The sequence below is a fragment of the Parafrankia sp. BMG5.11 genome (assembly GCF_004337455.1).
Window position 1 is genome coordinate 97,965 of record NZ_SJXI01000027.1, and the last position, 20,617, is coordinate 118,581.

The window sequence follows — 20,617 nt, forward strand, 5'->3', positions numbered from 1 at the left end:
CTTTGCGCCACCGGTTGCAGGAAACTTGCTACTCCGCGTCGATTGGCACTTCCAAAGTCGTCCGGGCCTTTCAGCGCGACACGTAGGACATACGGCATCGGGCACCAAGCGGCCTTAGCCATCCACGATTTCGATCGTGGCGAAAGACAAGTCGTGGCGGTTGGCGCCGATTCTGGTTCGATCGGCGTTGATGCGTAGCGCCTCCGGCGGGCCGACGATTTCCAGAGGACGACGCCCAATCTGCCTGCCATCGATAAAGGCGGTCACCACGAGCCGCCCCGGCATATAGGGTACGACAATCTGCGTGATGCGGCTGGTCAAAGGGGTCAATGCCTTGTCCTGCACGACATGCCCGTTGAGCTCGACTTTCAAGCGGTCGGCAATCGTATAGACGCCAACAGACAGCGTGCGATTCGCGAAGCTGAAGCTGGGGAGAAGATTTTTGGCGAGGTGATCAAGGTTTGGTGTCCTGGCGGCATCCAATGAAGCCATTTACCCAATTTTCGCTGTCGTCTTGCAAGTCGGAAACTCGCTACATCCCAAGAATTCGGCGTGCTCCGGGCGTCAGGTGCGATGCGGCCGAGCCGGAGCAGAAAGCAACTTCACAAGCAGGTCATCGAAAAACTATGGGTGCAAGGCGTGGCAACAGTGCCTAGCAAGGGCCGTCACCCGGCCGTCCGGCCCGTCGTTTGAAGCTGAAGGATAGATCCATGACCACCGAACGTTCGCAGTCCGGGTTTGCGCTGAACCCTCAGGATGAGCTCAACGATCTGCGGATGTCCGACAAGGCGCTGCCGCTCTTCAATCAGGTCAAGCAATTCATCCAGGAAGTCGTGCAGCCGGCTTCGGAGAAATTTCACGAACTTGGTGAGAACCGCGCCGACATCTGGGACTACGCACCCGGCCAGCTCGAAGTACTCGATGCCGCCAAGCAAAAGGCCAAGGCGGAAGGGCTGTGGAACTTCTTCCTGCCTGACGCCCACACCGGCGAAGGCCTGTCGAACCTCGACTATGCTTACATTGCCGTGGAACTGGGTAAGAACCGGCTCGCATCGGAAATCATGAACTGCGCCGCACCTGACACGGGCAACATGGAAGTGCTGGAACGGGTCGGCACGCCGGAGCAGAAGAAACAGTGGCTGGAGCCGCTGCTCGAGGGGAAGATCCGCTCCGCCTTCTGCATGACCGAACTGAACACCGCCAGTTCCGACGCGAAAAACATCGATACCACCGCGGTTCGCGTGGGCGACGAATACGTCATCAACGGCGAAAAGCATTACATCTCGGGCGCCGGCGATCCGCGCTGCAAGGTGATGATCACAATGGTGCGCACCGGCGACGAGGACTCGCCCGCTTCCGGGCGTCAATCGCAGATCCTGGTGCCGCTGCCCACCGAAGGGGTCGAGATCGTCGGCGGTCAGCAGGTGTTCGGTGATTACGACGCGCCGCATGGCCACATGCACATTCGATTCAACAATGCGCGCGTGCCCGCGTCGAACATCCTGCTGGGCGAAGGCCGCGGGTTCGAGATCAGCCAGCTTCGCCTTGGGCCCGGTCGCATCCACCACTGCATGCGCGCCATCGGCTCGGCGGAAAAAGCGCTCGACCTGATGGTCAGCCGGGGCATGAGCCGCGTGGCCTTCGGCAAGCCGATCATCCAGCTGGGCGGCAATCTGGAGATCGTCAGCCGGGCGCGGATCGATATCGAGGCCATGCGCCTGATGGTGCTGAAGGCCGCCAAGGCGATGGACGTGCTCGGCAACCGCGAAGCCCGCGTGTGGATTCACATGGTCAAGGCCATGGTGCCTGAACGGGTGTGCCAGATCATCGACGAAGCGATCCAGATGTATGGTGCGCTCGGCGTTTCGCAGCACACGCCGCTGGCGCGCATGTATGCCAACACCCGCACGCTGCGCATCGCAGATGGCCCGGATGCCGTGCATCACATGGTGGTTGGGCGCAACGAGCTCAACGAAGTCCGCGAAGGCCCGCACGATTCCGCCATGTCGGCATCGTTCCGCAACTAGCTGCAACCGAACCGCGACATGAGGGAGTAGCTTCGCCAGCGCCGGCGGGAACTGTACGCAGGAGCGGTATGGGGCAAGCGGAGCATACCTTCGATGTCGCGGTAATCGGCGGCGGCGTGAATGGCGCCGGGATCGCCCGCGACCTCGCCGGACGGGGCGCCCGGGTGCTTTTGCTCGAGGGGGGCGACCTCGCGGGCGGCACGTCGTCAGCGTCGAGCAAGCTGATCCACGGCGGATTGCGCTATCTCGAGCACTACGAGTTCGGGCTGGTGCGGGAGGCCTTGTCCGAGCGCGAACGCCTGTGGACCATCGCGCCGCACATCATCTGGCCGATGCGCTTCGTCCTGCCTCACGTTCGCGGCCTCCGTCCGCGGTGGCTGCTCCGGCTGGGCCTGTTCCTCTACGACCACATCGGCGCCCGCAAAAAGCTGCCGGCCACGCAGAGCATCCGCTTCGATCGCCATCCGGCAGGTGGGCCGTTGAAGCCCGAATTCACCCACGGCTTCGCCTATTCCGATTGCTGGGTCGACGACGCCCGGCTGGTCATCCTCAATGCGCGTGATGCTGCGGACAGGGGGGCGCACGTGCGCACCCGCTGTCCAGTCGAGAAGCTGGAACGGGTTGGGCCGGCTTGGCGCATAGACACTCCCGACAGGCGGTTCTCCGCGCGAGCGATCGTCAACGCCGCGGGACCCGGCGTGCTGGACCTGCTGCGCAAGGCAGACGAACGCACAGACAGCGCGTTACGACTGGTACGCGGGTCGCACATCGTGGTGCCGCGGTTGTTCGATCATCCGTATCCGTATTTCTTTCAGTTGCCGGACGGGCGCATCTTCTTCGCGATGCCGTACGAACGAGACTTCACCCTCATCGGGACCACCGACCGGGACCAGGGGCCGGACGATCCGATCGAGGCGAGCGAGGAGGAGATCGCCTATCTTTGCGAGGGCGCGAGCCGGTTCTTCAAGGAGGCCGTGCTCCCCGAGCAGATTGTCTGGACCTTCGCCGGGGTCCGGCCCCTGATCGACGACGGCAGCGGCAAGCCTGAGGCGGCCACCCGCGGCTATCGGTTCGAACTATCGGACGAGGACGAAGGCGCGCCGATCCTGAGCGTGTTCGGCGGCAAGATCACCACATATCGGCACCTCGCGCAGGAGGCGGTCGCGCTTTTGGCGGAGCGCCTTCCTGAGCTTGATGGACAGCACTGGACTGACCGGGCTCCGCTCCCCGGTGGTGATTTCGCGACCGACGGGCAACCGAAACTGAGGAGTGAGCTGGCCGCGCGCTATCCCTTCCTGGAACCCGCCTGGGCCGATCGTCTGGTCAAGGCATACGGCACGCTCGCGTTCACCGTGCTCGGCGATGCGGCCACTCTTGCGGCATGCGGCGAGCACTTCGGGGCCGGTCTGACAGCGCGGGAGGTGCGCTACCTCTGCACACGGGAGTGGGCCGTCACTGCAGACGACATCCTGTGGCGGCGGACCAAGCTGGGCTTGCGTTGCTCGCCCGAACAGCGACAGGCACTGGAGCAATTCTTGACGCAGGAGCACCCCGCTTGACCCCCCGCATCGTCGCGATCGGCGGCACGGTTTCGCCTGGCAGCGCAACCGAGCTTGCCCTCAAGTCCGCAATCGCGGCTGCCGAAGCGGAGGGCGCGCAAGTGTCGCTGTTCGACGGCGCCTATCTGGCGGCCTTGCCGCACTACCGGGGGCCGGGCCATACGCTGGAGCACGGCGCGGAAATGGTTGAGGCGGTGCGGGCGGCCGATGGTCTGCTGATCTCCGCGCCCGGTTATCACGGGACGGTTTCGGGTCTCGTCAAGAACGCCCTCGACTATCTTGAGGATCTGGCCAGCGACGCGCGACCTTACCTCGATGGCCGCGCGGTGGGGTTGATCGCGACCGCTTACGGCGATCAGGCGACGGTCAACACGATGCAGACGTTGCGCACCGTCGTGCACGCACTGCGGGGCTGGCCCACGCCGATGGGTGCCACGATCCGGGTGGGCCCCGACATGTTCTCGCCCACCGGTGACCGGCTGGACGACCGTTCGCGCTTGCAACTCGAGATGGTTGGACGGCAGGTGGTCGACGGAGCGCGCAGCCTGACATCGCTGGGCGATGGCTAGGCGCCTTCGCGCCACGCCTTGAACGCCGGGTAAGCCGGTTGATCGATCTCCAGCTTCGCGATGGTCGTGCGGATCAGGTGATCGAGGAGAGCGGGGTCGTCGGCGGCAATCGAACCGGTGCGTATGGCGCTCGCCAGTCGGCCGTTCAGGGTGGGGAGATCGCCGTCGTCTCCCAGCAATCTGGTCAGCCGGTCCAATTCCTGCTGCACCAGCTGCGGGCCCGCCTCAAGCTCGCGTTGCGCGATCCCGAGGGCATTGGCGACCACCTTCTGCGGAAAACCCTGGGCGACACCGGCCTCAAGCGCGCGGCGCGCTTCGGCGATCAGCAGCGCGGGCGCGGGCTTATCGAACATCCGCTGCGCTCCATGCGGGATGGTTTGGCGCGAGCAGACGCATGAGATCGAACTCGGTTTCGCTTGCGCGGCGGGCTATCACGCCGGCCTCGATCGAGCGGCCGCCGTCCGCGAACGCTTCGGCAACGCCGGCGCACATCACACCCCAGTTCATGGTCTGGAACACCTCCCACGCATAGAGTTCGCCGGGGTCCACCGGCGCTCCGCCAGCGGCCTCGTAGCCCGCGATCAGGTCCTCCCGCGTGCCGAAGCCGCCCACCGGCAGATCGGGCCGTTGAAAGCGCCAACTGGTGACGCACAGCCAGGCCAGGTCGTAGACGGGTGGGCCGACATGCGCGAGTTCCCAGTCAAGCACCGCCCGAATGCCATCGGGGGCGACCATCAGGTTACCGTTGCGAAAATCGCCGTGAAGGAGAACGCGGGTACGCTCTTCGGGCAAATGATCGTCTAGCCAGGAGAGCGCGAGTTCGAATACGGGCCGGTCGTGTCCGGTGGCGCGGTGGCGTTCCTCCAGCGCGGCAAGTTCCGCCCGGGCCCCGATTTCCCGCAGGCCCAGCGCCTCGTATCCTTTCGCCGCATGAAGCCGCGCGAGGATCTCCCCGCATCGCCGCGCCATCTGCGCGCGCGCCTCGGCCAGTTCGGGCAGTTTCAGCACCCGCCCGCCGACGGTTTCACCCTCGATCCGCGCCATCGCGTATCCGTCGCCCGCAGGAGAGCCCGGGGCCAGTTCGAAGGCAACCGATGGGACCGGCACGCCCGCGCCCTCGGCAAGCCGGATCAGCGCGGCTTCGGCGGCGACGCTCGGCAGACCTTGCGACGAGAAACCGCGACCCGGCGGTTGGCGGCGCAGCACGAGCGGGGTCGAGGCCCCATCGGGCGCCACCAGGTCGAAGGCCCACATTTCCTTGCTGGCCCCGCCCGACAACTGGCGCAGATTGTCCACCCGCTCAGCCGGCATACCCGCATCGTGCGCGGCCCGGCGCAGCGCTTCGGCGAGGTCGGTGTCGGCTTCCATCGCAGGGCAACGTGCGCGATTTGCGCTTCGCTGGCAAACACTTGTGCGGCTAGGGAGGAACGATGACCCCTGCGCAACTCGACGCCGCTGACCCGCTGGCCCCTTTCCGCGACCGCTTCGCCCTGCCTGAGGGTGTGATCTACCTCGACGGCAACTCGCTGGGTGCGCGGCCGAAAGCGGCTGAGGAACGGGTGCTGCAGGTGGTTCGGAAGGAGTGGGGGGAGGGGCTGATCACCTCGTGGAACCAGGCAGACTGGATCGGGATGCCGCAGCGGATTGGCGACAAGATCGGCCGCCTGATCGGGGCCGGGGAGGGCGAGGTGATCGCCTGCGATTCCACATCCATCAACGTTTTCAAGGCTTCGTGCGCGGCGCTGTCGCTGGCGCCGGAACGCAGCGTGATCCTGTCCGAACGCGGCAACTTCCCCACCGACGTATACATGATGCAGGGGATCGAGACGCTGACCGGTCGCCAAGTCCGCGCACAACTGGTGCAACCTGACCAGATCGAGGATGCGATCGACGGATCCGTGGCGGCCGTCCTGCTGACCCAGGTGCATTACAAGACCGGCCGGATGCGTGACATGGCGCGGATCACTTCGCTGGCTCATCGTCACGGCGCGGCCATGATCTGGGACCTCAGCCATAGTGCCGGGGCCGTGCCGGTAGACCTGACGGGGGCAGGCGCCGACTTCGCGGTGGGCTGCGGATACAAGTACCTCAACGGCGGACCTGGCGCACCGGGGATCCTGTACGTGGCGAAGCGGCATCAAGAGAAGGTGATCCCGGCGCTGGCCGGATGGTTCGGCCATGCAGCGCCGTTTGCGTTCGAGGATCGCTACGAACCGGCACCGGGCATCGCGCGCTTCCTGGTGGGCACGCCGCCGGTGCTGGGCATGGCCGCGCTGGAGGTGGGGGTGGACCTGTTCCTTGAAGCCGACATGGCAGCGGTGCGCGCCAAGTCGATCTCGCTGGCGCAGCTGTTCATCGAACGCATGGCACCGCTGGCGGAGGCGTGGGGGTTCGCGCTCGCCAGTCCCGCCGACCCGGCTGAGCGGGGGAGCCAGGTCTCCTATCGCCATCCGGAAGGGTACGCGATCATGCAGGCGCTGATCGAGCGCGGCGTGATCGGGGACTTCCGCGCGCCGGACATCCTGCGGTTCGGGTTCACCCCGCTGTATACCACCCATGCCGAGGTTGCGGCGGCGGTCGAGCATTTGGCGGCGGTGATGGAACAGCGCGAATGGGACCGGCCCGAACACAAACAGCGCAGCGCCGTGACCTGACGCTTGCTCTCTTGCCCGCCTGCGATAGGTTTCTCCCAACAACCAAAAGGGAGAGGCGGCGATGGACTTTGCGATTCCGCGGGAGCTGGAAGACTATTACGCCGAACTGGTCGCCTTCATCGAGGCGGAGATCGAGCCGTTGGTGGCAGCGGACGACAACATCCGCTTCTTCGACCATCGGCGCGAAGACGCCCGGACCGACTGGGACCGCGAAGGCCTGCCCAATCACGCGTGGGAGCAATTGCTCGGCCAGGCGCGGCGGGCCGCGGACAAGGCCGGCCACTGGCGGTTCTCCGCGCCGAAGAAATACGGCGGCAAGGATGCCAGCAACCTGTGGATGGCGGTGATCCGCGAACGCTTTGCCCGGCGCGGGCTGGGGCTGCACAACGATCTACAGAACGAACACTCGATCGTCGGCAATTTCCCGTTCGTGGCGATGTTCGAACACTTCGGGACGGAGGAGCAAAAGGACGAGTTTATCCTCGGCGGGTTCGAAGGGAGCCGCCGGGTAGCATTCGGCCTGACCGAGCCCGACCACGGATCGGACGCGACCTGGATGGAAACCCGCGCCGTGCGCGAAGAGCGTGACGGGGTGCCGGGCTGGCGGATCGACGGCGAGAAGATGTGGATCACCGGGATGCACGTCGCCACCCACTGCGCCACGTTCGCCCGCACCAGCGGGGAGCCGGGCGATGCGCGCGGGATCACCTGCTTCCTGGTTCCCAATCCCACCGAGGGGCTGAAGATCGAGGAGTGGATGTGGACCTTCAACATGCCCACCGATCACCCGCGCCTGTCGTTCACCAACGTGTGGGTGCCCGACAGCGCGATGCTAGGCGCGGAAGGCCGCGGGCTGAGCCTGGCGCAGAGCTTCGTCCACCAGAACCGCATCCGGCAAGCCGCCAGCAGCCTTGGCGCCGCGCTCCACTGCATCGATGAAAGCGTGAAATATGCGCGCCTCCGCAAGCCGTTCGGCGAGGAACTGGCGCGCAACCAGGCGATCCAGTTCCCGCTGGTCGAGCTGAAAACCCAGTGCGAGATGCTGCGCCTGCTGATCTACAAGACCGCGTGGGAGATGGACAACATGCCGCACGAGGAGATCGAGCGGACGATCTCCGACAAGGTCAGCATGTGCAACTACTGGGCGAACCGGCTGGTGTGCGAGGCGGCGGACCGGGCGATGCAGGTGCACGGCGGGATCGGCTATTCGCGGCACAAGCCGTTCGAGCACATCTTCCGCCACCACCGCCGCTACCGCATCACCGAGGGCGCGGAGGAGATCCAGATGCGCAAGGTGGGCGCGTACCTGTTCGGCTATCTCGGCCCCAACCGGGGCAAGTTCGGGTGAAGCGCACGGATTGGCGGCTGACCGGCCACGGCGGGGTTGAGCTGTTCGCGCAGGGCTGGCTGCCCGAGGGGCCGGTGCGCGACGTGATCGCCATCGCCCACGGCTTTGCCGAGCACGGCGGGCGGTATGGCAACCTGGTCGAGCGATTGGTGCCGCAAGGGTATGCCCTCTACGCGCTCGACCACCGGGGCCATGGCCGTTCAGGCGGCAAGCGCGCGCTGGTCGACCGGATGGCCTGGGTGATCGAGGACTTCCACCGGTTCGTCGGCGAAGTCCGCGCGCGGCACGGCGGGCGAAAGGTCAAGCTGCTCGGCCACTCGATGGGCGGCAACGTCGCGTTCGGTTACGCCCTGCGCTGGCCGGAGGACCTGTCCGGCCTGATCCTGTCAGGCCCGCTGATCGGCGGCAGCGCGCCCGCCGGGCAACGGCGGATCGTGAAGCTGCTATCCGCGATCGCGCCGGGGCTGGGGACGGTCGCGCTTCCGCCCGAGGCGGTCAGCCGCGATCCGGCCGTAGTGAAAGCCTACGCCGCCGACCCGCTGGTGACGATCGGCAAGGTCCCGGCGCGCACCGCGCACGAACTGTTCGCCCCGCTCCCCGGCTACCTCGCCCGCGCACCCGGAATGATGGTCCCGGTGCTGATCCAGCACGGTGAGGCCGACGCGCTGGTGCCGCTCAAAGCCGCCCGCCCGACGATCGACGCGATCGGCGCGGGCGACAAGACGGTGATCACCTATCCGAGACTGTTCCACGAGATCTACAACGAGCCGGAGAAGGACCAAGTGATCGGCGACCTCTCGCGATGGCTGGAGGCGCATTCGAGCAAATTGGAGCCGATGCAAGTCAGCTGATCGCCTGGACAGCAGGGCGTCTGCTTATGCTCCTTCCGCCGCAGCGCTTGGATGGCCGACATTGGGTGGAAAGCTGACGAACGAAATCCCTCAGATTGGATGCCCAAGAGCGTCCAAAGTGGCGCCACAGTTCCCGCAATCCCAACCTTGAAAGCGGTAAGAATGGCCGTCCTTGGGAGGGACGAAGTCGGGCAAGTCCGCTCCGCATTCCGGGCAACGTGTTGGCAATTCGTCACCCCGCTTTCGCGCGGCGAGGTCCGAAAAGCTGCGTGTCATGTTACGTGTGCTCACTGCAATGAATCGGACAAGAATGTAGCCGAACCAGGCGATGGCTAGGGCGCCTCCAAGGTAAAACAGCGCCTCGGTTACTGCGCCTGTTGCGCCCAGTTCATCGGCCACGATTGCAGGAAGGACCGGAACAATAGCGAGGGCCAAACTCAATGGCCTCGTTTCGTTTAGGTCACGCTCAAGCCATTGGCGAAATGCATGTGAAGCTCGGCGTAACCAATTTCGTCCGCCGTGGTGATGGGGCAATTCAACCATGAGCGAAGGTTATCAGCAACGTCCCGTTTTCCAATGTCCGCAATGGGGTCGTTTGCTGCCGCGCGGCTCGAAGGCGGGAAGTGGGTGAATAGCCGCCATTCCTACTAGCGAGCGAAAGCCACTGTTTCACTGCTGGCAAATGGCGGCTGCGACACGGAGGCAAACCAGTTTGCATCAAAGGAAGGCAGCGTCTGTAGGTGATCGATCAACGCTCCCCATCCGGGAAGTTTCTCATGGAAGGTCCAGACCTTCTCGCCGACCACTACATCGCAGCAAATGAGGTCAGTTGTGATTTCATCCCGCTTGTAGAATGCGACCTTGCTCACTTCCGCCACCGGAAGTTGAGCCAGAACCTCTGCATCAATGCCAGCCATTCGAGAGATTGTGCCGTGGCCAGTCGAAGTCCGCAATGGGGTCGTTTGCAGACAGGCGGCTTTTCGGCAGCGAGTGCGCGAAGCGGACAGTCTGCTTTCGGGAGTGCAGAAGCCATCCCCGAACGTCCGATATTGGGTGGGAAGCGGACATTCAGAACGCGGGCAAAGGGGTGCCTAGGCACGAACGAGAACTCTGGGGGATAAACGATCCTCCTTTGACCGCAGAGGCCAACCCAAAGCGGTGATCGTCCAACCGAGAAAGTGGCATCGCTGGAGACAATTTTTCAGGTGGAGTCGCCACTCTGTATCGGCATTCATCAGCGCCATAGGGCGCAGTTCAAACACCGTCACGTTCTGTGCGGTGAAAACGCCAGTCACGATGTAGCTCTCAACTACGAGCCCTGAGCGCATCAGCGAACGCTTGCTGCCACCTTGGTCTAGAACCGAGTAGCCGCAACAGAACTCCTCTGTGTTCGAACATGCGCTCACGAGCATGGTGACGGCCGTCAGGCAAGCCAGTCTGAGGTGTCGTTTTCTCATGCTGACGTCGTTGCGGATTCCTTCGTCACCGTCATGAGCAACTGATGAGCTTTTGCTGACCGACAATCAAACGGCAGCAATCGGGTCGTTTACTGCCGGTCCGGTTTGCAGTGAAATAGCTGGTGAACCCGACGTAAGGATTTCTCGGGTCTTACCGGTTGAGCCGCCCTTCGATCAGGGTCTCCACCACGCTCGGGTCCGCCAGCGTCGAGGTGTCGCCCAGCGCGCTCACCTCGTTCTCCGCGATCTTGCGCAGGATGCGGCGCATGATCTTGCCGCTCCGCGTCTTGGGCAGGGCGGGGGTGAAATGCAGGTGGTCGGGGCTGGCGATGGGTCCGATCTCGGTGCGGACCTGCTGGCGCAATTCGGCGGTCAGCGCGTCGGAGGGATCCTCGCCGGCGTTGAGGGTCACGTAGCAGTAGATGCCCTGGCCCTTGATGTCGTGCGGGTAGCCGACCACCGCGGCCTCCGCCACCTTGGGGTGCATCACCAGCGCGCTTTCGACCTCGGCGGTGCCCATGCGGTGGCCGGAGACGTTGATCACGTCGTCCACCCGCCCGGTGATCCAGTAGTATCCGTCGCCATCGCGCCGGCACCCGTCGCCGGTAAAATACTTCCCGCGATAGGTGGTGAAGTAAGTTTCGGCAAAGCGCTGGTGGTCGCCATAGACGGTGCGCGCCTGGCCGGGCCAGCTGCGGGTGAGGCACAGGTTGCCGCTCGCCGCGCCTTCCAGCACTTCGCCCTCCGCATCGACCAGTTGCGGGCACACGCCGAAGAACGGCTTGCCCGCGCTGCCTGGCTTCATGTCGTGCGCGCCGGGCAGGGTGGTGATCATCACCCCGCCGGTTTCGGTCTGCCACCAGGTGTCGATCACCGGCAGCGCGCCCTTGCCGACCGTGTCCGAATACCACCGCCAGGCTTCCGGGTTGATGGGCTCGCCCACCGTGCCCAGCAGGCGGAGCGAGGAGAGGTCGTGCCGCTCCACCGGCGCCTTGCCTTCGCGCATCAGAGCGCGGATCGCGGTCGGGGCGGTGTAGAAGATGTTGACCCGGTGCTTGGCGACGGTGGCCCAGAACCGGTCGTGGTCGGGCCAGTTCGGCACCCCTTCGAACATCAGCGCGGTCGCGCCGTTCTGCAGCGGGCCATAGACGACATAGCTGTGCCCGGTGACCCAGCCGATGTCGGCGGTGCACCAGAACACCTCGCCCGCGCGGTAATCGAAGGCGTAGCGGAAGGTCGTTTCGGTCCACACGGCATAGCCGCCGGTGGTGTGGAGCAGGCCCTTGGGTTTGCCGGTGGAGCCGGAGGTGTAGAGGATGAACAGCGGGTCTTCGGCGTTCATCGGTTCGCACGGGCAGTCGGCGGCGGCCCCTGCCGACAGCTCGTGATACCAGTGGTCGCGGCCGTGCGTCATGGCGACATCGCCGCCGGTGTGGCGGATCACCAGCACCGCCTTCACCGAGACCTTGTTCAGCGCTGCGTCGACGTTGGCCTTCAGCGGCACGGTCTTGCCGCCGCGCAACCCTTCGTCCGCGCAGATCACCCAATCGCTCGCGCAGTCCTCGATCCGGCCGGCGATCGCTTCGGGGCTGAAGCCGCCGAAAATCACCGAATGCACCGCGCCGATCCGGGCGCAGGCGAGCATGGCGAACGCGCCTTCGGGCACCATCGGCAGATAGATCGTCACCCGGTCGCCCCTGGCCACGCCCATCGTCTTCAGCGTGTTCGCCATGCGGATCACTTCCGCCTGCAGCTCGGCATAGGTGATGCGGCGGACCTCGCCTGCGGGATCGTCGGGTTCGAAGATCAGCGCCAGCCGGTCGCCATACCCGGCGGCGACATGACGGTCGACCGCGTTGTGGCAGATGTTGAGCCGGCCGTCCTCGAACCACTTGATGCTGACCGGATCGTAGCTCCAGTCGCCCGCCACGGTGGGTGTCTGCACCCAGTCGAGCCGTTGTGCCTGTTCGAGCCAGAAGCCGTCGCTGTCGTCGATGCTGCGGCGGTACAGCGCCTCGTATTGCTCGGGCGTGCAGTTGGTGCCGTGCGCGGCGGCGGCGGGGCGACGCACCCATTCGTCATCGTGGTGCGCGGCAGGCTCGGTCATGGCTCTCTCCTTTGCGCGGCAGGCTAGCGGGTCAATCGGCGAGTGTGAACGCGTTCCGCGCGCCGTCATTGGTGAGCGTGACCTGCCGACCGAGGGGGTCGTGCGCTCCCATCAAGGCCAGCGTCTCGGCCTCGTCGCTGCGCGCGATGAAGCGGCGGTCGTCAGGCAGATGGCCGATCACCACCGCGTAGCTCGGCCCCGCGCGATCATGCACTACGGTGTAGGTGTCGATCGTGCCGGTGCGCGCGACCAGTTCGACGAGGTCGGGCGCGGCCGGGCGGTGCTGGACGGCTTCGCTCCAGCCCCCGAACGTCGCCGGCTCGGTGGACAGGACGAGCGCCGCGTACTTGCTCTGGAACCCGCCGTTGGCGCCGATCAGACCGTATGCGCCCGCGTTCGCGCGCAGCCGTTCGACCACGCTGGCGATCGCGTGGCTGGAATAGCCGTTGCCCGCGCCGCCGAAGTAGGGAAGGCCGCCCGTCACCGTCAGGCCGCGCGGATCGTCGGGCGACAGGCCGAGGTGGTCGATCGCCGTCGAGAACACCGCGACGGGGAAGCACGAATAGAAATCGAGCACCGCGACTTCGTCGATCCGCTTGCCGGCCGCTGCCAGCGCTGCGTCCAGCGCGGCTTCGGCGGCGGGATAGGCGCCCGGATCGGCGCGCTCGAGGATGTCGGGCTCGGCAGCGTGCGCGGCGCCGTGGATATAAACCCAGCGATCCTCGGCGATGCCCGCTTCGCGTGCTGCGGCGGCCGACATTACCAGCATCGCGGCACCCATGTTGACCTGGTCGCGGGCGACGACCTTCAGCGGGAAAGGATCGGCGATCATCCGGTTCTTCGGGGTGACCGTGGCGATCTCTTCCGCCGACAAGGGCTCGCTCGCGGCGCTCGAATACGGGTTGGCCGCGGCCACCGCGCTCAGCGGCGCGAACAGTTCGCCCATGGCGGCGCGGTAGTCCTCGCGGTTCAAGCCCAAGCGGGCGCGGCGGGCGTTCTCCAGCAGCGCGTACGCGATCGGCGCGCTGACGATGCCGTGCCGGATGCCAAGCGGGGTGAGCATCCGCGCCGAACCGCGATCCTCCATCCCGCCGTCGTCGTGCTCGGCCCAGTCGGGGCTCTCGCCTTGGGTGGAGAGGTGGCGGGTGTTCGAGATCGCCTCGGCCCCGAACACCAGGCCGGCCGCGATCTCGCCGCGGGCGATCCGCTCCGCCATCTCGACCAGGGCGGTGACCGGCGACTGACCGCCGACCGCTTCCAGGATCGCGCGCTTCGGCGCCAGGCCAACGCGGCGCGCGACTGCCAGCGGAAACTTGTCCGGCTTGCCGAAGGGCGCGGGCGCGGCGCCTGAATCCTCGAACGTGCGGATCGCGGAGACGACCTCGATCAGCGGTTTGAGGTCAGAGGCCGTGCCCGCATCGTCGATGGCGCGTTCAGCGGCCCAGGCGGCCAGATCGGCGGCGGACCGGCCCTGCCAGTCCGCCTCTCCGATCCGCTCGACCACCTGGCCGACGCCGACGATCACCGGCGTGCGGTCATCCATCAGCGGTTGAACTTCTCGTGCGCCTCGGCCTTGCGGCGCAGGTACCCGCTCACCGGCAGATCGTGCTTCTCGAGACCTTCGACCACGGTATCGAGCCCGATGGTGTCCGCCCAGAACATCGGCCCGCCGGTGTAGAGCGGCCAGCCGTAACCGTTGATCCACACCACATCGATGTCGCTCGCGCGCTGGGCCATGCCTTCGTCGAGGATCTTCGCACCTTCGTTGACCATGGGGTAAAGCAGCCGCTCGCGGATCTCGTCCTTGCTGATTTGGCGCTGCGGCTTGCCTTCCTTGGCAGCGAAATCGGCGATGATCGCCTTGGTTTCTTCGGACGGGGTGCGGTTGCGCGCCTCGTCGTAGTCGTAATACCCCTTGCCAGCCTTCTGGCCGAAGCGGCCCTTGGCGCACAGCGCATCGCGGATCGTTTCGATCTTCGATGGATCGCGGTGCCAGCCGATATCGGTGCCGGCAAGGTCGCCCATCTGGAACGGCCCCATCGGGAAACCGAATTCGAGCAGGACGTCGTCGATGTCCCAGTAATTCGCGCCTTCCATGATCAGCGCGTTGGCCTGTTGCTGGCGCGGGCTGAGCATCCGGTTGCCGATGAACCCGGGGCACACGCCCGACACCGCGGCGACCTTGCCGATGGTCTTGGCGAGCTTCATCACCGTCGCCAGCACGTCGTGCCGGGTTTCACGCCCACGCACGATCTCCAGCAGCTTCATCACGTTGGCGGGTGAGAAGAAGTGCATGCCCACGACATAGCCGGGCCGCTTGGTGGCGGTCGCGATCTCGTCGATGTCGAGGTAGCTGGTGTTGGAGGCCAGGATCGCGCCCTGTTTCACCACCTCGTCTAGCTTGGCGAAGACCTGTTTCTTGACGTCCATGTTCTCATACACGGCCTCGATCACCAGGTCGCAGTCGGCCAGTTCGGAGTAGTCGAGCGTCGGCTTGAGCAGGCCCATCGCCTTTTCGACCGCATCCTCGGTCATGCGGCCGCGCTTGGCAGTATTTTCGTAATTCTTGCGGATGGTCTTCGCGCCGCGGTCGAGCGCTTCCTGCTGCATCTCCAGGATCGTCACCGGGATGCCAGCGGTCAGGAAGTTCATCCCGATCCCGCCGCCCATGGTGCCCGCACCGATGATGCCGACCCGCTTGATCGGGATCAGCGGAGTGTCGGCGGGCACGTCGTCGATCTTGTTCGCGGCGCGCTCGGCGAAAAAGTAATGCCGCATGGCGGCGGACTGGGTGCCGGACATCAGCTTGCCGAACAGCTCGCGCTCTTTCTTCACGCCTTCGGCGTAGGGGAGCTCGCCCGCCGCCTTGACCGCCTCGATCGCGGCGTTGGGCGCGTCGAAGCCGCGGATCTTGCGCGCCTGGCTAGCGCGGAATTTATCGAAGATGTCGGGATCGCGCACCCCGTCCTGGTTTTTGGTGCCTTCCGAGGCGCGCGGGACCGGCTGGCCGATCTTGCTGCGGGCGAAGGCGACGGCATCAACCTCCAGGCTGTCCTCGCCGACGATCGCATCGAGCAAGCCGATGCTTTCAGCCTTCTTGGCGCTGATCGGATCGCCGCCGACGACCAGCGGCAGCGCGGCTTCGGCACCGACCAGGCGCGGCATGCGCTGGGTGCCTGCGGCGCCCGGGATCAGGCCGAGCTTGACTTCGGGCAGGCCGAGCTTCGCGCTCGGCACCGCGACGCGGTAGTGGCAGGCGAGCGCGACTTCGCACCCGCCGCCCAGCGCCGTGCCGTGGATCGCGGCGACCACCGGCTTGTCGCTCGCCTCCATCGCATCGAGCGTTTCAGGCAGGCTGGGGCCCTGCGGCGCCTTGCCGAATTCGGTGATGTCGGCCCCGGCGAAGAACGTGCGCCCGTCGCAGCGGATCACGATCGCCTTGACGCTGTCGTCGGCGAGGCCGGCCTCGACCTCGCGCTTGAGGCCGGCGCGCACCGCCTGGCCGAGCGCGTTGACCGGGGGGTTGTTGGACACGACGACCAGCACTTCGCCGTCACGGTGGGAGGAAATCGGATCGGTCATTTTCTCAGGCTCCTCAAGCGCGGCTGTCGGACAGCGCGGAATAGATCAGGGTTTTGAGCTGGCGGCGCACTGGATAGGCGCTCGACGGATAGACCTGGGTCATGAACACCATCGAGATGCCTTCCACCGGATCGACGAAGAACGCGGTCGAATAGGCGCCGCCCCAGTAGAATTCGCCCTTGCTCGACGGCATCAGGGTCTTGGCGGGATCGATCACGCAGGCAAAGCCCAGGCCGAAGCCGACCCCGGCGTTCTGGCTTTCGGAGAACAGGCTCTGGGACAGCTGCGTCAGGTCCTGGCCGCCGGGCAGGTGGTTGGCGGTCATCAGGTCGAGCGTCTTGGGCGCGATGATCCGCGCGCCGTTCAACTCCCCGCGGCCGATCAGCATGGCGCAGAAATTCTCGTAATCGGCGATGGTGCCGACCAGGCCGCCGCCGCCGCTGTCGAACTTGCCCGCCTGGCCCAGCCGGCTGGTGCGGCCCGCGTCGATCAGCTTGGCGGGCTGGCCGGGCACGTACTGATACGCGTCCACCAGCCGCTCAAGCTGGCCTTCCGCGCCGAACCGGGTGTCGGTCATGCCCAGGGGTGCGAAGATGTGCTGCTGGAAATAATCGCCCAGCCGCATGCCGCTGAGCCGCTCCACCGCGACGCCCAGCACGTCGGTCGAGACCGAGTAATTCCATCGGTCGCCGGGCGAAAACTCGAGCGGGATCTTGGCGAGCTTGGCGATGTATTCGTCACTGTCGAGCTGCGCGCGGGCGAAGTCGAAATTGCTCTCGCGATAGGCGGCATCGACGTTGCTGCGTTGCTGGAAGCCGTAGGTCAGGCCGCTCATGTGGGTGAGCAGGTCGACGAACCGCATCGGCCCCGCCGCCGCGCCCGGCACGAATGGCGCCCCGCTGCCGCCTCCGCCGGCGTAGACCGACAGGTTCCTGAATTCCGGGAACACCTTTGTCACCGGGTCTTCCAGCGCGACCTTGCACTGTTCGACCAGCTGCATGAACGCGATCGAGGTGACCGGCTTGGTCATGCTGGCGATGCGGAACAGCGCGTCGTCGCGCAGGTCCTCGCGCCCTTCGCCCATCACGCCCATCTGCGCGCGATAGGCGATCTCGCCGTCGCGGGCGACCGACACCTGCATCATCGGCAGGCGGCCGCTGTCGAGATAGGCGGTGCGCAGAAATGGCTCGATCCGATTCAGCCGATCCTGATCGAACCCCAGCGCGGTGGCAGTGGTGGTGTCCAGCATGATGCGATTCTCTCCCGCATGGCGCCCATCGGCGCTCTTGCGGTCAAGCCATACCCAGCTTTCCGATCAGGGCAAATACTCTCCGCCGCTTGCCGCCATACCTGCATCTGGAAAGCCCGCTTGCGAACGCGGCGCGATTGCTCATACAGTCAGGCCAAAGACATAAGCATAAGGGAAAGCGATGCCTGACACCAACCTGGCCGAGGTTCTCGGCTGGACGCCGCCCGCGGGCTGGCCCGCGATGAGCCGCGGACAGATCCAGGACAAGCTCACCGCGCCTGGCGAGCGATTCGAAATGGAGACGATCACCATCCGCGGCGTCCCCACGCGGGTGTGGAAGAACGCGCCGGAAAACCTGCGCGCGCTGATGATGGTCGCGCGCACGCACGGGGACCGCGAGTTCACCATCTACGAAGATGAGCGGGTGACCTATGCCGCGTTCCACCGCGCGGTGGCAAAGCTGGCGCAGGTGCTGCAGGCGCACGGCGTGAAGAAGGGCGATCGGGTCGCGCTGGCGATGCGCAACCTGCCCGAATGGCCGGTAGCTTTCTTCGCAAGCGTGACGATCGGTGCGGTGTGCGTCCCGCTCAACGCTTGGTGGACCGGCGGCGAGCTCGCCTACGGCCTGGCGGATTCGGGCACCACGGTGCTGATCTGCGATGCGGAGCGGTGGGACCGCATCGCCCCGCACACTGGCGACATCCCCTCGCTGCGCCACGTTTTCGTCAGCCGCTGCCTGGGTGACCTCGCTCCCCCCGCGGCGCGGCTGGAGGAACTCATCGGCACTACCGGCGAATGGAAGAACCTGCCGGACGCGGAGCTTCCCCCGGTCGACATCGCAGCGGACGACGACGCGACGATTTTCTACACCAGCGGCACCACTGGCAAGCCCAAGGGCGCGCTCGGCACGCACCGCAATCTCGTGACCAACATTTTCTCTGGCGCCTACAACGCCACGGTGTCGGTGCTGCGGCGCGGAGAGGTACCACCCGACCCGGTGCCCAAGACCGCGCTGACGGTGATCCCGCTGTTCCATGTCACCGCCTGCTCGGCCACCCTGATGGGCACGCTGGCGGCGGGCAACACGCTGGTGTTCATGCACCGGTGGGATCCGGTGAAGGCGTTCCAGATCATCGAGTGCGAGAAGGTCAACGTGACCGGCGGGGTGCCGACGATCGCGTGGCAGTTGATCGAGCATCCCGACCGCGAGAACTACGACCTCTCCAGCCTGGAGGCGATCGCGTACGGCGGCGCGCCCTCGGCTCCGGAACTGGTGCGCAAGATCCGCGACATCTTCGGCGCGCTCCCCGGCAACGGCTGGGGCATGACCGAAACGATGGCGACCGTCACCGGCCACTCGAGCGAAGACTACCTCAACCGCCCCACCAGCTGCGGCCCGCCGGTCGCGGTCGCGGATCTCAAGATCATGAACGAGGACGGCACGGAGGAGCTTGCCGTCGGGGAAGTGGGCGAGCTTTATGCGCGCGGGCCGATGGTGGTGAAGGGGTACTGGAACAATCCTGAAGCCACTGCCGAGACGTTCATCGACGGCTGGGTGCGGACCGGCGACCTCGCCAGGGTCGATGAGGAGGGCTTCTGCTACATCGTCGACCGGGCCAAGGACATGATCCTGCGCGGGGGCGAGAACATCTATTCGTCCGAAGTCGAGAACGTCCTCTACGATCACCCCGCGGTGACCGACGCGGCGCTGGTGGGTATCCCGCATCAGCAGCTGGGCGAAGAACCGGCGGCGGTGGTCCACCTCGCACCCGGCACGACCGCCACCGAGGCCGAACTGCAGGCCTGGGTTGCCGAGCGGCTGGCCAAGTTCAAGGTGCCGGTCCGGATCCTGTTCAGCGCGGACACGCTGCCGCGCAACGCCAACGGCAAGATCCTGAAGAAGGACCTGAAGGCGCTCTTCGAACAGCCGCCAGAACAAAGCTGACCTGGCGATGGGAGAGGGGACCCACGCCAGGCCTAGCGAGACCGACCGCTTCGAACGGCGGCGGCAGGATGTCATCCATGCAGCGTCCGCGCTGATCAACGAACTGGGGGTCAAGGGCACCACGTTCGCCGAGCTTGCGCGCTCGGTCGGGCTCAACGCCACCAGCATCACCTATTACTTCGACCGCAAGGACAAGTTGGTGGTCGCGGTCTACGAAGCGACGCTGGAATGGCTCGAAGCAGCGGCGGCGGAGGCTGCCGCGCAGCCGACGCCGCAGGAACGGGTGCGCTCGTTCGTGCGCGCGCACGTCGCGCTCCGCCGCCGGATTCGCGGCGGCGAGAGCGGGCTGATCACCGCGCTCAGCGAAATCCGCACACTGGGCGAAGCCGCGCAGGCGCCGCTGCTGGCGCAATATGCGCGGGTGCTCGATCACGTGCGCGCGTTCTTCGGCGACGGGCGCGGCGGCCTTAAGCGGTCGCTGGACACGGCTCGCGCGCACATCCTGTTGGAAGCGATGTTCTGGTGGCCGGTATGGTCGCTGCGCTATTCGACGCATGACTTCGATCGCCTTGAAGCACGGATGTTCGATATCTTCGCCCGCGGCCTGGCGGGGGAGGGGCAGGGCTGGTCGCCGCAGACGCTGGCGAACGAATCCTGGCGCGGCGGGGACGACGATGACGCGACCGGCGCATTCCTCCGGTCGGCGACCGTGATGATCAATCAGCGCGGTTACCGGGGCGCATCGGTCAACCGCATCGCGGCGGCGCTGAATGTCACCAAAGGCAGTTTCTATCACCATCACAACGCCAAGGACGATCTGGTCTTCGCGTGTTTCCAGCGCAGTTACGATCGCCTGTCAGCGGTTCAGCTGGCTGCGCGAGAGCTGGCGGGGGACGGGTGGACGCGCACCGCCAGTGCGCTGGCAGAGCTGATCGACCTGCAGTTCCACGATCCGATGCCGCTGCTGCGGACCACGGCGCTGCAGGCGCTGCCAATGGGGGATCGGGGCAGCGTCGTCGTGCGGTCAAACCGGCTGGCCAATCGCTTTGCCGGGATGTTGTCCGACGGGATCGCCGACGGGTCGGTGCGCGCGGTCGATCCCCTGGTGGCGAGCCAGCTGATCATGCCGGCCCTGAACGCCGCGTACGAGGCGCGCGGCTGGGCGGCCCGGCAGCCGGACCCTGCGCTGGCGGTCAAACTGTATGCCTGGACGCTGTGCGCGGGCGTGTTCACCGATCCGCCCGAAGTCGGCTGAATAACTAGATTTGT

At 65.9% G+C, this 20,617-nt stretch carries 16 protein-coding genes; 8 read left to right on the plus strand and 8 right to left on the minus strand.

Features of this window, described 5'->3' with window-relative positions; genetic code table 11:
* Positions 1-114 precede the first annotated feature (114 nt).
* Positions 115-492 (minus strand): hypothetical protein, encoded by a 378-nt coding sequence (locus E0504_RS18490; protein WP_131625216.1) that lies wholly within the window; start codon positions 490-492, stop codon positions 115-117.
* A gap of 218 nt (positions 493-710) precedes the next feature.
* On the opposite strand from E0504_RS18490, the gene E0504_RS18495 reads away from it, so the two are divergent.
* From E0504_RS18495 to E0504_RS18505, 3 genes are all read left to right on the plus strand, one after another.
* Positions 711-2,027, plus strand: coding sequence for an acyl-CoA dehydrogenase family protein (locus E0504_RS18495; RefSeq protein ID WP_131625217.1), 1,317 nt, complete (start codon positions 711-713; stop codon positions 2,025-2,027).
* Between the two features lie 68 nt (positions 2,028-2,095).
* On the plus strand, positions 2,096-3,586 hold the full coding sequence (locus E0504_RS52140) for a glycerol-3-phosphate dehydrogenase (RefSeq protein ID WP_131625218.1): 1,491 nt from the start codon (positions 2,096-2,098) through the stop codon (positions 3,584-3,586).
* Positions 3,583-4,155, plus strand: coding sequence for an NADPH-dependent FMN reductase (locus E0504_RS18505; RefSeq protein WP_131625219.1), 573 nt, complete (start codon positions 3,583-3,585; stop codon positions 4,153-4,155). Before E0504_RS52140 ends, E0504_RS18505 begins: the two co-directional genes overlap by 4 nt.
* On the opposite strand, the gene E0504_RS18510 is transcribed toward E0504_RS18505, so the two are convergent.
* A complete protein-coding gene (locus tag E0504_RS18510; protein WP_131625220.1) occupies positions 4,152-4,508 on the minus strand; it encodes a DUF6285 domain-containing protein in 357 nt (118 codons plus the stop codon). The genes E0504_RS18505 and E0504_RS18510 overlap by 4 nt on opposite strands.
* Positions 4,498-5,466, minus strand: a complete 969-nt coding sequence (locus tag E0504_RS18515; protein WP_373693915.1) for a phosphotransferase family protein — start codon at positions 5,464-5,466, stop codon at positions 4,498-4,500. The genes E0504_RS18510 and E0504_RS18515 overlap by 11 nt, the downstream gene beginning before the upstream one ends.
* A gap of 119 nt (positions 5,467-5,585) precedes the next feature.
* On the opposite strand from E0504_RS18515, the gene kynU reads away from it, so the two are divergent.
* The 3 genes from kynU to E0504_RS18530 all read left to right on the plus strand — a co-directional run bounded on the left by kynU (position 5,586) and on the right by E0504_RS18530 (position 9,008).
* Positions 5,586-6,809 (plus strand): kynureninase, encoded by a 1,224-nt coding sequence (gene kynU / locus E0504_RS18520; RefSeq protein ID WP_131625222.1) that lies wholly within the window; start codon positions 5,586-5,588, stop codon positions 6,807-6,809.
* 61 nt (positions 6,810-6,870) lie between these two features.
* Entirely contained in the window at positions 6,871-8,157 is a 1,287-nt protein-coding gene (locus E0504_RS18525; protein ID WP_131625223.1) for an acyl-CoA dehydrogenase family protein, read from the plus strand.
* Between the two features lie 74 nt (positions 8,158-8,231).
* Complete coding sequence (locus E0504_RS18530) at positions 8,232-9,008, plus strand: alpha/beta hydrolase (RefSeq protein WP_207974454.1); 777 nt, start codon at positions 8,232-8,234, stop codon at positions 9,006-9,008.
* Positions 9,009-9,655: 647 nt separating this feature from the next.
* Here E0504_RS18530 and E0504_RS18535 read toward each other — a convergent pair.
* The 5 genes from E0504_RS18535 to E0504_RS18555 form a co-directional block, all read right to left on the minus strand.
* The gene (locus tag E0504_RS18535) at positions 9,656-9,925 is read right to left on the minus strand and encodes a hypothetical protein (protein WP_131625225.1); all 270 of its coding nucleotides are present in this window, start codon (positions 9,923-9,925) and stop codon (positions 9,656-9,658) included.
* A gap of 691 nt (positions 9,926-10,616) precedes the next feature.
* A complete protein-coding gene (gene acs / locus E0504_RS18540; protein WP_131625226.1) occupies positions 10,617-12,572 on the minus strand; it encodes an acetate--CoA ligase in 1,956 nt (651 codons plus the stop codon).
* Between the two features lie 31 nt (positions 12,573-12,603).
* Positions 12,604-14,097, minus strand: coding sequence for an acetyl-CoA acetyltransferase (locus E0504_RS18545; RefSeq protein ID WP_131625227.1), 1,494 nt, complete (start codon positions 14,095-14,097; stop codon positions 12,604-12,606).
* 17 nt (positions 14,098-14,114) lie between these two features.
* Positions 14,115-16,154, minus strand: a complete 2,040-nt coding sequence (locus tag E0504_RS18550) for a 3-hydroxyacyl-CoA dehydrogenase NAD-binding domain-containing protein (protein WP_131625228.1) — start codon at positions 16,152-16,154, stop codon at positions 14,115-14,117.
* Between the two features lie 13 nt (positions 16,155-16,167).
* Positions 16,168-17,403 carry a serine hydrolase gene (locus tag E0504_RS18555; RefSeq protein WP_131625229.1) on the minus strand — a complete coding sequence of 412 codons (1,236 nt, stop codon included), beginning with the start codon at positions 17,401-17,403 and terminating at the stop codon, positions 16,168-16,170.
* A 181-nt stretch (positions 17,404-17,584) separates the two neighbouring features.
* On the opposite strand from E0504_RS18555, the gene E0504_RS18560 reads away from it, so the two are divergent.
* Both E0504_RS18560 and E0504_RS18565 read left to right on the plus strand, forming a co-directional pair.
* Positions 17,585-19,348, plus strand: a complete 1,764-nt coding sequence (locus E0504_RS18560) for a class I adenylate-forming enzyme family protein (protein WP_131625230.1) — start codon at positions 17,585-17,587, stop codon at positions 19,346-19,348.
* Between the two features lie 7 nt (positions 19,349-19,355).
* Complete coding sequence (locus tag E0504_RS18565; protein WP_131625231.1) at positions 19,356-20,603, plus strand: TetR/AcrR family transcriptional regulator; 1,248 nt, start codon at positions 19,356-19,358, stop codon at positions 20,601-20,603.
* The last annotated feature ends 14 nt before the right edge of the window (positions 20,604-20,617 follow it).

Bases quoted from the DNA above. Each gene is read 5' to 3' on its own strand.
- E0504_RS18490 (WP_131625216.1), bottom strand. From the start codon at position 492: ATGGCTTCATTGGATGCCGCCAGGACACCAAACCTTGATCACCTCGCC.
- E0504_RS18495 (WP_131625217.1), top strand. From the start codon at position 711: ATGACCACCGAACGTTCGCAGTCCGGGTTTGCGCTGAACCCTCAGGAT.
- E0504_RS52140 (WP_131625218.1), top strand. From the start codon at position 2,096: ATGGGGCAAGCGGAGCATACCTTCGATGTCGCGGTAATCGGCGGCGGC.
- E0504_RS18510 (WP_131625220.1), bottom strand. From the start codon at position 4,508: ATGTTCGATAAGCCCGCGCCCGCGCTGCTGATCGCCGAAGCGCGCCGC.
- E0504_RS18515 (WP_373693915.1), bottom strand. From the start codon at position 5,466: ATGCCGGCTGAGCGGGTGGACAATCTGCGCCAGTTGTCGGGCGGGGCC.
- kynU (WP_131625222.1), top strand. From the start codon at position 5,586: ATGACCCCTGCGCAACTCGACGCCGCTGACCCGCTGGCCCCTTTCCGC.
- E0504_RS18525 (WP_131625223.1), top strand. From the start codon at position 6,871: ATGGACTTTGCGATTCCGCGGGAGCTGGAAGACTATTACGCCGAACTG.
- E0504_RS18535 (WP_131625225.1), bottom strand. From the start codon at position 9,925: ATGGCTGGCATTGATGCAGAGGTTCTGGCTCAACTTCCGGTGGCGGAA.
- acs (WP_131625226.1), bottom strand. From the start codon at position 12,572: ATGACCGAGCCTGCCGCGCACCACGATGACGAATGGGTGCGTCGCCCC.
- E0504_RS18550 (WP_131625228.1), bottom strand. From the start codon at position 16,154: ATGACCGATCCGATTTCCTCCCACCGTGACGGCGAAGTGCTGGTCGTC.
- E0504_RS18555 (WP_131625229.1), bottom strand. From the start codon at position 17,403: ATGCTGGACACCACCACTGCCACCGCGCTGGGGTTCGATCAGGATCGG.
- E0504_RS18560 (WP_131625230.1), top strand. From the start codon at position 17,585: ATGCCTGACACCAACCTGGCCGAGGTTCTCGGCTGGACGCCGCCCGCG.
- E0504_RS18565 (WP_131625231.1), top strand. From the start codon at position 19,356: ATGGGAGAGGGGACCCACGCCAGGCCTAGCGAGACCGACCGCTTCGAA.